The following is a 13,941-nucleotide window of genomic DNA, read 5'->3' on the forward strand; positions in this document are numbered from 1 at the left end:
TGGGGATAAAAAGTTCCCTTATTGGTGGAAGTTTTTTACTGTATTTTATGTTTTTAAAGGATACAAAAATGGATAAAGTTCTGTGAATCTACTAGTTGTTTGAAATAAACTGGGGGATTATATATACTTAAATAATAAGTATCTTAGACATTTCTATAAAAGTTTAAGATTCATATAGTTAGGAAGGTGGAAGTAAGTAATGAATACGTTAGAAGCTTTAGAAAGAAAAGAAACGAAAAGGTCTATTTTAAAAACATTGAGAAGTGAAGGGAATATCCCTGCGGTTGTTTATGGAAGTAAAATCGATACCGAATCAATCAGTGTTAAAAACTCGGATTTCCTTAAAGTCATGAAAGATGCTGGAAGAAATGGAATCATCTCTCTAAGTCTTAATGGAAAGTCAAAAAATGTTATGTTAAGAGATTATCAAATTGACCCAATAACCAAGGATGTCCTTCATATAGACCTCCTTCAAGTGGATAAAGACACGGAAATCGATACAAAAGTGAGTGTTATTTTAAAAGGTACCTCTAATGGCGAAAAAGCTGGAGGAGTAGCTAAACAATTCCTATATGAATTGGATATAACGGCAAAAGCAAATGAACTCCCTGATACCATTGAAATTGATATCACTAATTTTGAAATCGGTCATTCTGTACAAGTAGCTGATCTTAAAAAGCAATATAGAAATTGTACGTTCCTACATGAGGATGATGAAACAATTGTGACCATTGATTTTGTAAAACCTGTATCAGAGGATGAAGAGGAAACGAGTGAAGTTGCCGCAGCGGGAGTTTGATTTTAACACATTACGAATCCAGCGATCATTGCTAGATTGAGGTAATAATTAATACCAAACTTACAACTTACTTAGCGCTCCATGCTAATGTCCAATCAATCTATGAATTCAAGTTTCAAAACTGTGCATCTTTTACCTTTTAAAGTATAAATAGGTGGAAAAGTGATGTCAATACTTTTTAGTAAATTTTAATATGTTTTTAATCAGTCTAAAGCAGGAATCTACATATGTTCCTCTGCTTTAGACTTTTTTGTTTTCTTCATTTTTATTTATAGAATTTTTAAAATAAAGGTCGATAACTACTTGACGTAGTGTTCGTGCTTATAAGATAATACTGATGAGTAATATAATTTCGTAGAATAAGAGGATACATAATGGGACAACGAGGCAGACAGAAGGGATCCATTGGGATTAAAAGCAAGGAGACAATTCTTGTAATTGCTGCAGAAGAGTTCGCAGAACATGGATTTCACCAAACAAAGGTTAGTACGATTGTCAAAAGGGCTGGCTTAACGCAACCAAGTTTCTACTTATATTTCTCTAGTAAGGAAGCCATTTTTCAAGAACTCGTTCACATATTTCGTGAAAAATTAATCCATTTAACGAAAGAAAGCAGACTTGAATCCAATCTAGATAAAAGTATTCTTTCGTCTGAAATAAGTAGAGGTTTATATGCAGTTTTACAATTTTTTGACGAGCATCGACATTTGACTAAAATCGGTTTTTTCATATCAGACGAATCGAAGGAAATTAAGCGAGCAATGGCAATGAACATTACCGAGAATCTACTAGCGGAGCAACAAGATCACTACTTTCGACAAGGTTTGGACATGCAAATCGTCGCAGAGTGCTTAATTGGGGCGATTGAGCGACTTACCATTACGAAGCTTTTCACAGATGAAAAAAGCCCACAACAATTAGTTAAAGAAATTGTGGATATTTATTTATATGGCTTGATTGCAAAATAAGATAGATTAAATTATTGGGGGACGACGAGATTAATACGGCAAACACGGTCGATCTGTTGGAAATTGACGAAGGATGGCTACAATTAATCATCGAAGCGAAAAACATAGGATTACAACTTGAAGATGTTAGATTTTTTTTGGCAAACGGAAAGAAAGATGAGATTTTAGGGATAGATGTTGTGACTAAGCCTGGGTCATAATGTTCTGTGGATAGGATTCTCACCGAGAAGTGGACAGCGATCCACGCATAGCGAGCCATGCCCCAATAAGCGGTTGACAGATTTCTGCTCCTATAAAGGTCTCTAAGTAAAGAGAGAAGGGGAAAGATTCCTTTTAAAAGGTTATAAGATTTTAAAAAGAGGTTTTCTACAAGTTCATTCAACTTGTTGGAAACCTCTTTTTTTAGTGGGAAATGTTTAAGTTGTTCATTCACTTACAAATTATGGAAGGTGCCTGGCACCTTCCATAATTTCCCCTCTAATTTTTAGGTTGGCGTGCACTTTTTTATTCTTTTTTGAAAATGTGATTTGAGTCCTGATTTGATTTTTTTGATTGATGTAAGATGAATGCAGTTGAGAATAATATTCATTTCCGTTTAGGAGGATTAGATAGAATGATGAACCATGTTGAATTGAAAGAGAATGTATTTTGGGTAGGAAAAATTGATGATCGGAAAGTTCCATTCCACCGTTTAATTTTAGAAAAAGGAACCACTTACAATGCATATTTGTTAAAAACAGAAAAACCAACCGTCATTGATACGGTTGATATGGAATTTGGTCGCGAATTTGTACAGTACTTAAGCGAATTAATCGATCCAAGCGAAATTCAATATATCGTGATTAATCATACAGAACCCGATCATTCTGGAGGCATGGCGGCATTAGCGGGTAAAGCACCAAACGCAACCATTGTTTGTACAGAACTTGCGGTTAATGAGTTAAAAGAAATGTATAAACTTCACAGCAGAAACTTTTTAGTCGTGAAGGATGGGGACACGCTAGATATCGGTGGTAAAACCCTTAAATTTAGAGAAACTCCATATCTTCACACTGCAGAAACCATGATCACTTACTGTGAGGAAGATAAAATTCTTTTCCCATGTGACATCTTCAGCACACATGTTGCCATTAATGAAGTGTTTGCAGATGAAGCAGGCTTTGATATTACAGATGACTTTATTGACTATTACAGCGCTATTATCCATCCGCATAGAAGATATGTTAGAACCTTAATTGACGCTTTGGAAGATATGGATGTTAGAATGATCGCTCCATCACATGGATTTATTTTAAGAGAAAACATTCAAAAATACATTGACCTCTATGCAACGATGAGTGCAGATACAGTGAAGGATAAAAAAGTAACAATCGTATATACGACGATTAAAAAGAATACGAAAAAAATTGCTGATCACTTAAAGAAATTTTTTGAAGAAAATGAGATTGAACCAACAGTTTTCAATGCGGATAAAGCAGATAAGATCGAAATCCTGGATAGTATAAAGAGAGCCGATGCAATCTTTATCGGAAGCTCAACGAAGTATGCGGATATGATTGGAAATCTTGAAGACGTCTTGAAAGATATGATTGAAATGAATCTTGAAGGAAAAATTGGTGCAGCATTTGGTTCATACGGATGGAGCGGAGAGGCCATTGAAGTGATCCAGGACTATTTAAATCAAACCAATATGAGTGTTCAAAGTACATCAAGTGTGATTAAAACAACAGGTATGACGCATGTAGAATTCCCTGTGAGGGTAAGATTCACTCCAAGAGATGAACAATTTGAAAAGATTGATCACGCTGCGGGTTATGTTGCGGATCTATTACGTAGTGCGATTTAAGTAATATAAAAGTAGTTCGTCGTCAGGAGGCTGAATGACGAACTCTCCTTTTAAATGATGAAAAACCCTAGTGAAAGGTGGATGAGAAAAATTGAGTAAGATTTATTGTATTGTCGGAACAGGCGTCGCAGCTGTATATGGTGCAAAGGCGATTCGTGATCATGATAAAGAAGCGAATATCCATGTTTTTGGAACTGAGGAAAGCTTACCCTATAACCGAATTAAATTATCTAAAGATTTATATTCAGACTTAAGAAGTGAAAAGGTTTTAATCAAAAAAGAAAAATGGTATAACGATCAAAATATCAAGCTTCATTTGCAAACAAAAGTGACAAGTATCGATACGGAAAATCAGTCTATCTTAACAGCTTCCGGCGAAAGTGTACAGTATAATGAATTGCTCATTTGTACAGGTGCCAAAAATAGAATGTTAACCATTGACGGTGTTGAGAAAAAAGGTGTTTTTACCATTAGAGAAATGCAAGAGGCAGAAGAATTCAAAGCATTTGTTGAAAATAAAAGTCATGTCGTGATCATTGGTGGGGGAGTCCAAGGTCTTGAAACAGCATGGTCCATCCATAAGACAGGTAAAAAGGTTACCATCGTTGAAGTTGCTCCTCGACTAATGGCTAGACAGTTAGATGAACAGACTTCTAGCCTATTAAAAGATCAATTAGAAAGTGCTGGGGTTCCTGTGTATGTGAATACCTCAGTTGAAGAAGTGATCGGTGGAAATGAAGTAGAAGGGGTTAGAACAAGTCAAGGTACGATCCCTTGTGATGCCGTTCTATATTCTATTGGTGTCATTCCAAACCTTGATATTGCTATAGATACGCCAATTGCGACAAACCGAGGGATTATCGTCAATGATCAAATGGAAACAAACGTTGAACATGTATATGCAGCAGGAGATGTCACTGAATGGAATGGTGTTGTTGCGGGGCTATGGCAACCGGCAATGGATCAAGGAAAGGTAGCAGGTAAAAATATGGTGTCAGGTTCTGTTGGATATCAAAAAACCATCCCGTCAACGATTTTCAATGCCTTTGATTTATCTTTATTTTCAATTGGTTTAGTAGATGAAAACCAATGTGATTACACCCTTCTGGAGGAAGATGGCAAGCAGAAATATACGAGAATTTTTATAAAGGATCAGAAAATTGTTGGGGTCATCTCACTTGAAGGTGTTGTGGCATCATTACCATATAAAGCAGCAATCGAAAACAAGGTATCATTGGATGGAATTGATTTAAATCATGTATCCGTTTGTGAGGTAATGAACGAATTGAAGGAAAGACAAAAGAAATCAGCTTAAATGGGAGGAAATGAAAATGAAAAAGTATATTTGTATTCCATGTGGATATATTTATGATCCAGCAATTGGAGATCCAGATGAAGATGTAGAGCCAGGAACAGCATTTGAGGATGTACCTGAAGATTGGACATGTCCAGTTTGTGGAGAAGATAAAGATCAATTTGCAGAAGTAGAAGAATAGAATGAGAGGGTGCCAATATCTTGGTACTCTTTTTTTATTGAGTAGATAACAGACATTTTAGTATGGAAAGGCTGTTAATGTGATAAAAGTCACAATCCCTGTGTTTTTATCATGATATAGTCACATTATGAGCCCTATTTCATTGGTTTTAAGCCATTGTGGTAAGGGATTGTTATTCATTAACTAATTGAAAACAGGTGATGTGTTATGGAAAGGCATACATGTAATTCTGTTCATCATAAAGAAAAAGAACCATGTCCAAAAAAAGTTCCTATTTTTAGTTCTTTATCAAATGAAGAAGTATTAAAAATTTCTAAAATGACAAAGCATATTCCCTTTCAAAAGGGGCAAATGCTCATTGGGGAAGGCGAGAAATCAGATACTCTTTACATCATCAATAAAGGAAAAGTAAAAATCACCAAATATACCGTTGATGGGAAAGAGCAAATTTTATATATCATGACGGCGGGAGAATTCTTCGGGGAATTAAATCTGTTTATAGAAGATGAGGTTAGTAATTTCAGTGCGTTTGCCATTGAAAATACGGTCATCTGTCAGTTAACCAAAAGAGATATTGATCAGATTATGCGAGAAAATCCTGATATTTCAATAAAATTATTAACGGCCTTATCTAAAAGATTAGTCCATACTGAAAATTTAGCACAGAACTTGGCGACAAAGGATCCTGAGGTTCGAATCATACATATGATACTGGAATTCTGTCAAAAGTTCGGAACAACCATGAATAATGGGATTCTTGTCCATTTACCAATAAATAGAGAAGAAATTGCTAGTTACGTAGGGGTAACCCGAGAAACGATTAGCCGCAAATTTAGTAAGTTCGAAGATTTGGGGCTAATCACATTATCCGGTAACAAACAAATCATCGTCCAAAACCAGATCGCCTTAAAGAATTATTTAGAAAGTGCGTTATAAGTGGTTCCTAAATTATGGAAGGTGCCTGGCACCTGTATAAAATTGGTACCTCATCATTGTACTGAGGCTTCCCAGAAGTTGATTTGTGGGGAGCCTCTTTTTTAACCTCGTTTACCAAGTTTTAAAATTAAATATCTCTAATTAAAAATACTTTATTGACAATAGATTAAACCCGTGATATGATTTATCTTGAAATAAGGATAAATTAATTAAGGTATTATTTATTTTAGATATATTTTTTTGTGGCTAATATCTTGAAAGTAAGATATCTTAATTAAAATAGAATACGAAATATAGATAATGGGGGGAAATCCTATGGGATTTTTTGATAAATTATTTGGTAATGAAAAAAAGGAGGAAGTTAAGGTGGAAAAATTAAACATTGGTATTATTTTAGGTTCAACACGTGAAGGACGCGTAAGTCCACAAGTAGGTCAATGGGTAAAAGAGGTCGCTGATAAGCGCGGTGACGCAAACTATACAATTATCGATATTGCTGATTACAACTTACCATTATTAGGTGAAGCAGGAGATGCATCAGGTGCGGCTAAATGGTCTGAAGCAATCGGAGCTCAAGATGGATTTGTATTCATCGTACAAGAATACAACCACTCAATTACAGGTGCTCTTAAAAATGCACTAGATTATCTTCGTGACGAATGGAACAATAAAGCAGCTGGTATCGTTTCTTATGGTTCTGTTGGCGGTGCTCGTGCAGCTGAACATTTACGTGGCATCCTTGGTGAATTATTAGTAGCAGATGTTCGTGTACACCCAGCATTATCTCTATTCACAGACTTTGAAAACGGAACAGACTTCAAACCAAAAGAGGTTCAAGAAGATTCTGTAAACCAAATGTTAGATCAAGTTATTCCTTGGTCAAAAGCTCTAAAAACAATTCGCTAATGATATTAGGGTGACAGGAAACTTTCCAGTTTATGGAAGGTGCCTGTCACCTTTTTTTAGTTTTATAACTTAGAAACTATGTCTATATGAACCTACTCCATGGTATAATCCTTTTGTTCATATTAAAAAATAATGGGGGTAAATATGTGACTGGGGGAAATAACTTGGGTCAACAGTTGGTTCATCGCAAGGAAGGGATTTATTTTGCTCTAACGTTATTATTTAGTGTTTTAACGTATGTGGTGCTCCTCTTTTCAATTGTGGGAATTATTTTTATTGCGGCCATTATTCTTGTTTCTTACTTTTTCCATGCGCTATCCATGGCGTCGATTCGTCGAAACGGGGTTCGCTTGAGTGAAAAACAGTTTCCGACTATCTATGAAAAGGCTGTGAAACTGTCTCAGCAGATGGAATTAGAAAAAATGCCATCCATTTATGTAATGGAATCAATGGGGATTATGAATGCCTTTGCTACCCGTTTCTTTGGTAAAAACATGGTTGTTGTATATTCAGAAATTTTTGACTTGAGTGAAGAAAATTGTGATGATGAACTATTATTTGTCCTTGCTCATGAATTTACTCATATCAAACGTCGTCATGTGCTCGTTCATTTTCTTCTGCTGCCATCCATGTTTGTTCCATTTTTAGGGGAAGCTTATTTACGTGCGTGTGAATATACCTGTGATCGCTATGCAGCGTACTATATAGGAAATGTCGATGCTGCAAAAGAGGCGCTTTCTATGCTTGCAATTGGAAAAAAGTTAACTTCTAAAATGAATAAAGAAGCCTATGTACAGCAAATTGCAGAGGAATCAGGATTTTTTACTTGGTTAAGTGAAAAGCTTTCGAGCCATCCTCATTTACCGAAACGGATCAATGCGTTGGATCATTGGGTAAATCCAACTAAACCACTTATTCGAGAAAAGAAAACAGGTTTAGTGGTAGGCGTTTTTGTTTCAATTCTACTTATTGGCGCACTTACTGGAGCTTTTGCTCTTTTTGTGAAGGGGGCTAATACATTAACTGCCTTTTTAGAGGATCCTTATTATTTGGGTGAAGAAGAATATATTTCCGAGGAAGAGATCATCTATCCGCCTGTGATTCAAGCTGTATTTGATGAAGATATGGATATGCTCCTCCAGGTAGTGGAAGAGGGTGCCGATATTGATGAAAAAGATAGCGAAGGCTATACGGCTCTTCAATATGCTGCTATGTGGGGCGATGTGGAAGCGACGGAATGGTTAATCCAAAACGGAGCAGATGTGAATACAACGGATAACTGGGGGTCTACCCCTCTTATCAACGCAGTCTATAACGCTGCAGATGTTGAAACTGTAAAAATATTACTTGAGAACGGTGCAAATCCAACCATCCAAGACTCCGAAGGAAAAACAGCCTACGACTATGCCGTTGAAATTAGAGATGCGAACTTAAGGGATTTGTTAAAATAAGACAGGTGCCAGGCACCTTCCATTTTATGGGAGGTACTTTTTCTCAGTTAATAGGCTATTCCACTCTCTAGGTGGTTTCTAAAAAAAGACGGAGCCATTGACTCCGTCTTTCTAAGTTTGTTACTGAGCGGTATATCCTCCATCTAATACAACCGCTTGTCCTGTGACACCTGCCGCCTTATCACTACATAAATAAATCGCATACTGAGCAATTTCAGAAACAGATAATAATCGTTTCTGTGGAACCATTGCCAAAATAACATCTTCTAAAGTGCTGCTTTCACTTACATTTCTAGTTTTCGCTAAATCAGATATTTGTCCACGTACAAGCGAGGTGTCAACATAACCAGGACATAGCGCATTAACTGTCATTCCATCGCGGGCACATTCTAATGCAGCTACTTTTGTTAAACCAATTACACCATGTTTAGCGCTATTGTATCCAGCTTTTCCAGCAAATCCAATTAAGCCATTAATGGATGCCATATTAATAATTCTTCCGGACTTCTGTGCTTTCATAATCGGGAAGGCTGCTTTAATCCCAATGAATGAACCGGTTAACATGACTTTTAATAATTTTTCATATGTTGCTGTTGGAAATTCTTCAATAGGAGCAACATACTGGAAACCAGCGTTATTGATTAAGATGTCAAGAGTTCCATACGTATCTTTTGCAAATTGAATTGCATGGTTAAATGCCTCTTCATTTGTCACATCACATGGTGCTGAAAGTGCTTCAAAGCCCTGACTCTTCAAATCGGTTGCTACTTGTTCACACTTTTCTACGTTCATATCCGAAATAACCACTTTAGCACCTTCGCCAGCGAACTCTTTTGCAATTTCTAATCCAATTCCACTTACTGAACCAGTAATAAAAGCCACTTTTCCATCTAATGTTTTCGTCATTATGATAATCCTCCTTTGTTAAAAATGAAATAATGATATGTTTAAAAGCAGATTTAGGAAAGGGATAGGGTCAACTACAACCAAATAATTCTTTATCCCAATTGTGATCACTAGAAGTAATCGCAGACCCAATCCTCAAAGAAATCAAAAAAATAAATTAAACGATGTTAAGCCATGTGTATAGTGCAATAATGACAAACACAGCCAATGTTTTAATAATCGTGATCGAAAAGATATCCTTATACGATTGTTTATGGGTTAATCCAGTAACAGCAAGTAAGGTAATCACCGCACCGTTATGTGGAAGGGTATCCATACCTCCAGATGCCATCGCAACCACACGGTGCATGACTTCTGGCGGGATATTAGCCGCTGCTATGGCTGCGTTATAATGGTCAGCCATGGCACTCAAGGCAATCCCCATTCCCCCGGATGCAGAACCGGTCATTCCAGCAAGTACACTTGTCGTAACCGCACCATTGACTAGGGGATTCGTGAAAACAGATGAAATTCCTTCACTGATCGCTGCAAATCCCGGTAAGGCAGCAATGACTCCTCCGAAACCATACTCTGATCCGGTATTCATAACAGATAATAAGGAGCCTCCGATACTTTCGTTGATTCCGTCTTTCAGCTTTTTTGTGACTCGTTTCCAGTTATAAAGGAGTGCAGCAATGATTCCAGCAACGAGGGACATTGCAACAGCCCATATCGCAGCATTTTTTGATACATCGACCGTATATTCTGGTAGTCCAATTGCCGCAAAATCAAAGCCATTTGGATACCATGTTGGGATTGCTCTTGTTAATATCATATTCATGACCGCTACTAAAATTAGTGGAATAAAAGCAAGGGCTTGTCTGACACCTGAAGCATTCGAAGATAAATCGGTTCCTTTATCCTCAACTTTAGGCACTTCAGCTTCTAATGCCACTTCTTTATCTTCCTGAAATCCCAAATACCCCTCTCCAGATTTTTGAGCAGCTCTTTTTCTCCATTCTAAGTAAGCTAACCCTACACCTAGTACAATGATCGCCCCAATAATCCCTAATGTTGGAGCAGCGTAAATATCTGTTCCAAAGAATGAGATCGGGATTACGTTTTGGATTTGAGGTGTTCCCGGTAAGGCATCCATTGTAAAAGTAAAAGCACCAAGTGCGATCGTACCTGGAATTAACCGTTTCGGAATATCTGCTTGCCTAAAAATTTGATTGGCAAATGGATAAATGGCGAAAACAGCAACGAATAAACTGACTCCACTATAGGTTAAAATCGCCCCTAGCAATACAACCGTTAACATCGATTGCTTGGCACCAATTAAGCGTACGATAGTTCTTGCGATCGATTCTGCGATTCCAGACATTTCAATGACTTTCCCGAAAATCGCTCCTAATAAGAAAACGACAAAATAATCTCGAATAAACCCAACCATTTTCGGCATAAAGATACCGGAATAGAATGGCAATAAATTTCCTGGATTGATTAACAGTACAGCTAATAGGGCACAAATTGGTGCAAATAAAATAACGGAGTACCCTTTATAAGCCGCAAACATGAGAAGACCTAGAGCTAATAGTATGATGAGTAATTCCATAACAATCCTCCTAAAAGGTTTTGATTATTAGACCCGAAATTCCTCAGGCATCACGGCATATTTAGTTTTTTTTCTATTTTTACTCCAAATTTAACATGATAACCCTAATGGTGATATGTATCATATGTTCCGATAAACACTAAATTATATGGTTCCTAACCCCTTTTTTACAGGCTCTACCGGAAAAAGGATGCTGCGGCAGTTTCATAAAACTAAAAAACATGCATAAAACCCTATTAAAGACAATTGCCCCCTACTTGTGGTAATCTTTCTTTAAAGATTTTCAGATTTAAATGGAAAAGGAAGCGGATCTATGAATCATTCAAATCGGTTTCGTCAAGTACCCATTTTGAAAAAAGTAACAGAAGACATCCAGCTATTGTCTTTTCCTTATGTATTTGGGATGGAGCAAGTAAACTGCTTTCTATTTCGTGGAGAAAAGGGCTTTACTGTAGTGGATACAGGTAGTTACTCGGAGGAAGGAAAACAGACCTGGAAACATTTAATGGGATTAGGGATGACGATTGAAAAAATCATTTTAACTCATTTTCACATTGATCATTTAGGACTTGCCCGATGGTTTCAAGAAAAACACAAGATACCGATCTATATCTCAAACTTGGGGTATCGAGAAATTCAACGACGCCAAGATAAAGAATCTACCCAGTTTGTCGTTAATATGTTTAAACAGCATGGTTGTGATGAAGTTTCCGAAATGGCTACAACTGACTATTCTTCTGTTTACAATTTTGTTCCAGATGGATTATTTGAAGAGGGTGAGCAAATTCAATTAGGAAGTCAGCTATATGAAACGATATGGACACCTGGTCATTCTTCAGATCATTTTTGCTTTTATCAGCCTGATCAGCAAATCATGGTAATCGGTGACCATGTCCTTGAAAAAATTTCACCTGTTGTGTTATTGGAATCACCCGTTGATGTAAATCCCCTTCAGGATTATTTTGATTCCTTAGAAAAGATAAAGAGTTACCCGGTTGAACTTACTTTACCAGGACATGGAAATCTAATGAAGGGGATCGATAAAAGAGTAGCAGAAATTAAATCTGGTCACGATTATCGAATCAACCAAATGTTAGAATTACTAAAAAATGGGGAAAAATCAGCTTGGCATATATGTCAAGAAACCTATCGAAGGAAGCAATTCTTTGCACCACTCATGGCAACGATTACGAGATGTGTTTATCTAGAATCCATTGGTAAAATTAAATCACGTATCGTTGATAACATCGTTTATTATCATGTAGTTTCTTAGTACCTATTTACTTGTGTAACTTATACACAAAGTAAATAGGTTTTTATATAGACATACTACTCCAAAACATCATTTCTCCGATCATTTTCATCGAGGTACCTTTATCATTTTTCAATCATTCTACAAAAATGGAAAAAAAGACCTATAAATTGAAACGCTCTTAATCGTCTTTTTAAATTAAAATTTAATATAATAAGGTTTGTTCTATCATATGTTCTAAAGACCTATAACAAAACTCCTTAAAAAAATCCTTAATTCAGAATATGTTAGGTAAATAATAACGGATGTATTTTGACGTCAAACAGAGTCAAATTGACTAAATAAACCTGGACATGGTATTACATTAAAGGATAAAATAGCGAAATTTTTTTACTATTCATCAACCATGGGGGTAAGGGGGATAGAATGATGAAATACAGAAAATTAATAGGGTTATCTCTTTTCTTGATGCTTGCGGCCTGCTCCAATGGGAATGGATCTGAACAAGCTAAAGAAACAAGCGGAGATTCACAAGAACAGGTAGTAGAAAAGACAAAAGAAGATTCAAATATTGAATTTCCGGAAGCGGCTTCAAACCCAGAGCAAATCGTCACTCAAACGAAAGGAATAAAAGCTGATGAGGCAGGATCTCTCATGGAGGGAGATAAGTACGACTCAGAAGCATGGGAGGAGTTGTTACAAGACTTTAAGAAAGGAGATTTTGAATCAGCGGATTTATATAATGGGCTTATCCATACATTTGGTAGTGATTATCAAGAATCTTATGAAGCACTGGGCAATTTTGAACCTGATTACGGGGAATATGACGTAATAGCTAATCAGGAAACGGTAAAGAATATTGCCATTCATTTAGATTCAAGTGGAAGTATGGCGGCATATGTTCCGGGTGGAATTAAGATGGATTTAGCCAAAGATGCAATTAAAAAGTATGCTTCGGGTTTACCAAATGACAGTATGATTTCATTAAGAGTCTATGGACATAAAGGCACCGGCAGTGATCAAGACAAAGACTTGTCATGCGGAAGTACAGAAATAATGTATGCTGTGAATACTTATCAGGATGAACCATTTTCTTCGGCTTTAACTCAATTTAAACCGAGTGGATGGACACCCCTTGCATCCACAATTAAGTCTGCTTATGACGATTTAAAAATGAAAGCTTCCGATCACTCCGAAAATATTCTTTTTATCGTAAGTGATGGGATTGAAACATGTGGGGGAAATCCTGTAGAAGAGGCTCGTAATCTAGCAAACTCGGATTTACATGTTAAAGTCAATATTATTGGATTTAACGTAGATGATAAAGGACAAAAGCAGTTAAAAGAAACGGCTGCTGCTGGAAATGGAACGTATTACACGGTGAATTCCAACATTGAATTGAATAATACGATTTCTGATTTGTTAGCGGAGGCTCAGTCTAGCATTCAAAAGAATTTCGAAAAAGGCAAATTAGGATATCAAGCCAATATGCATAGTGTCAAAGTAGGCGATCAAATCAAAGCGCTAAGCAGAAACTTCAAAGATGCCATTTATGAAGAGTACAAACTGCTTCACGAAGCAGCCTATCAACTTCAAACTTTAGAATATATTACGCAAGAAGAGGGGCAGGCGTTAACGTCGTTAATCGAAGAGCGTTATGATGTGATGAACGAGTTGAAAGATGAATTGCAGAGCGTAGCAAATGGAAAAAGTAAAGCGAAGTTAAAGGAGATCCATGAAGGCATAAGTGCAAGTTAAAATAACTATAGCGGCAATAAGAGAGAGGT

At 36.7% G+C, this 13,941-nt stretch carries 13 protein-coding genes; 11 read left to right on the plus strand and 2 right to left on the minus strand.

All coding sequences use genetic code 11. The features are described from left to right. Positions 1-199 precede the first annotated feature (199 nt). From Q5760_RS02080 to Q5760_RS02120, 9 genes are all read left to right on the plus strand, one after another. Entirely contained in the window at positions 200-799 is a 600-nt protein-coding gene (locus Q5760_RS02080; RefSeq protein ID WP_428910630.1) for a 50S ribosomal protein L25/general stress protein Ctc, read from the plus strand. A 374-nt stretch (positions 800-1,173) separates the two neighbouring features. After that, on the plus strand, positions 1,174-1,767 hold the full coding sequence (locus Q5760_RS02085) for a TetR/AcrR family transcriptional regulator (protein ID WP_428910631.1): 594 nt from the start codon (positions 1,174-1,176) through the stop codon (positions 1,765-1,767). 14 nt (positions 1,768-1,781) lie between these two features. Next, entirely contained in the window at positions 1,782-1,967 is a 186-nt protein-coding gene (locus Q5760_RS02090) for an anti-repressor SinI family protein (RefSeq protein WP_428910632.1), read from the plus strand. Positions 1,968-2,380: 413 nt separating this feature from the next. Continuing rightward, positions 2,381-3,613, plus strand: coding sequence for an FprA family A-type flavoprotein (locus Q5760_RS02095; protein WP_428910633.1), 1,233 nt, complete (start codon positions 2,381-2,383; stop codon positions 3,611-3,613). Positions 3,614-3,704: 91 nt separating this feature from the next. Next, the gene (locus tag Q5760_RS02100) at positions 3,705-4,928 is read left to right on the plus strand and encodes an NAD(P)/FAD-dependent oxidoreductase (RefSeq protein WP_428910634.1); all 1,224 of its coding nucleotides are present in this window, start codon (positions 3,705-3,707) and stop codon (positions 4,926-4,928) included. A 16-nt stretch (positions 4,929-4,944) separates the two neighbouring features. Beyond that, complete coding sequence (gene rd, locus Q5760_RS02105; RefSeq protein ID WP_428910635.1) at positions 4,945-5,109, plus strand: rubredoxin; 165 nt, start codon at positions 4,945-4,947, stop codon at positions 5,107-5,109. Positions 5,110-5,316: 207 nt separating this feature from the next. After that, complete coding sequence (locus tag Q5760_RS02110; RefSeq protein ID WP_428910636.1) at positions 5,317-6,045, plus strand: Crp/Fnr family transcriptional regulator; 729 nt, start codon at positions 5,317-5,319, stop codon at positions 6,043-6,045. 315 nt (positions 6,046-6,360) lie between these two features. Continuing rightward, the gene (locus Q5760_RS02115; RefSeq protein WP_428910637.1) at positions 6,361-6,951 is read left to right on the plus strand and encodes an NADPH-dependent FMN reductase; all 591 of its coding nucleotides are present in this window, start codon (positions 6,361-6,363) and stop codon (positions 6,949-6,951) included. 164 nt (positions 6,952-7,115) lie between these two features. After that, on the plus strand, positions 7,116-8,402 hold the full coding sequence (locus Q5760_RS02120) for a M48 family metallopeptidase (RefSeq protein WP_428910638.1): 1,287 nt from the start codon (positions 7,116-7,118) through the stop codon (positions 8,400-8,402). A 120-nt stretch (positions 8,403-8,522) separates the two neighbouring features. On the opposite strand, the gene Q5760_RS02125 is transcribed toward Q5760_RS02120, so the two are convergent. Further along, positions 8,523-9,308 carry a 3-hydroxybutyrate dehydrogenase gene (locus Q5760_RS02125; RefSeq protein WP_428910639.1) on the minus strand — a complete coding sequence of 262 codons (786 nt, stop codon included), beginning with the start codon at positions 9,306-9,308 and terminating at the stop codon, positions 8,523-8,525. A 157-nt stretch (positions 9,309-9,465) separates the two neighbouring features. Next, a complete protein-coding gene (locus tag Q5760_RS02130; protein ID WP_428910640.1) occupies positions 9,466-10,902 on the minus strand; it encodes a GntP family permease in 1,437 nt (478 codons plus the stop codon). A 313-nt stretch (positions 10,903-11,215) separates the two neighbouring features. Here Q5760_RS02130 and Q5760_RS02135 point away from each other — a divergent pair, with 313 nt between their 5' ends. Further along, on the plus strand, positions 11,216-12,175 hold the full coding sequence (locus Q5760_RS02135) for an MBL fold metallo-hydrolase (protein ID WP_428910641.1): 960 nt from the start codon (positions 11,216-11,218) through the stop codon (positions 12,173-12,175). 408 nt (positions 12,176-12,583) lie between these two features. Beyond that, positions 12,584-13,912 carry a VWA domain-containing protein gene (locus Q5760_RS02140; protein WP_428910642.1) on the plus strand — a complete coding sequence of 443 codons (1,329 nt, stop codon included), beginning with the start codon at positions 12,584-12,586 and terminating at the stop codon, positions 13,910-13,912. Positions 13,913-13,941 lie beyond the last annotated feature (29 nt).

Origin of the sequence: Niallia sp. Kr1, from assembly GCF_050389805.1 — a bacterium.
Classification (GTDB): Bacteria; Bacillota; Bacilli; order Bacillales; family Cytobacillaceae; genus Bacillus_BD.

Excerpts from the sequence above, each read along its gene's own strand:
- Q5760_RS02080 (WP_428910630.1), top strand. The coding sequence starts at position 200 with ATGAATACGTTAGAAGCTTTAGAAAGAAAAGAAACGAAAAGGTCTATT.
- Q5760_RS02085 (WP_428910631.1), top strand. The coding sequence starts at position 1,174 with ATGGGACAACGAGGCAGACAGAAGGGATCCATTGGGATTAAAAGCAAG.
- Q5760_RS02095 (WP_428910633.1), top strand. The coding sequence starts at position 2,381 with ATGATGAACCATGTTGAATTGAAAGAGAATGTATTTTGGGTAGGAAAA.
- rd (WP_428910635.1), top strand. The coding sequence starts at position 4,945 with ATGAAAAAGTATATTTGTATTCCATGTGGATATATTTATGATCCAGCA.
- Q5760_RS02110 (WP_428910636.1), top strand. The coding sequence starts at position 5,317 with ATGGAAAGGCATACATGTAATTCTGTTCATCATAAAGAAAAAGAACCA.
- Q5760_RS02115 (WP_428910637.1), top strand. The coding sequence starts at position 6,361 with ATGGGATTTTTTGATAAATTATTTGGTAATGAAAAAAAGGAGGAAGTT.
- Q5760_RS02125 (WP_428910639.1), bottom strand. The coding sequence starts at position 9,308 with ATGACGAAAACATTAGATGGAAAAGTGGCTTTTATTACTGGTTCAGTA.
- Q5760_RS02130 (WP_428910640.1), bottom strand. The coding sequence starts at position 10,902 with ATGGAATTACTCATCATACTATTAGCTCTAGGTCTTCTCATGTTTGCG.
- Q5760_RS02135 (WP_428910641.1), top strand. The coding sequence starts at position 11,216 with ATGAATCATTCAAATCGGTTTCGTCAAGTACCCATTTTGAAAAAAGTA.
- Q5760_RS02140 (WP_428910642.1), top strand. The coding sequence starts at position 12,584 with ATGAAATACAGAAAATTAATAGGGTTATCTCTTTTCTTGATGCTTGCG.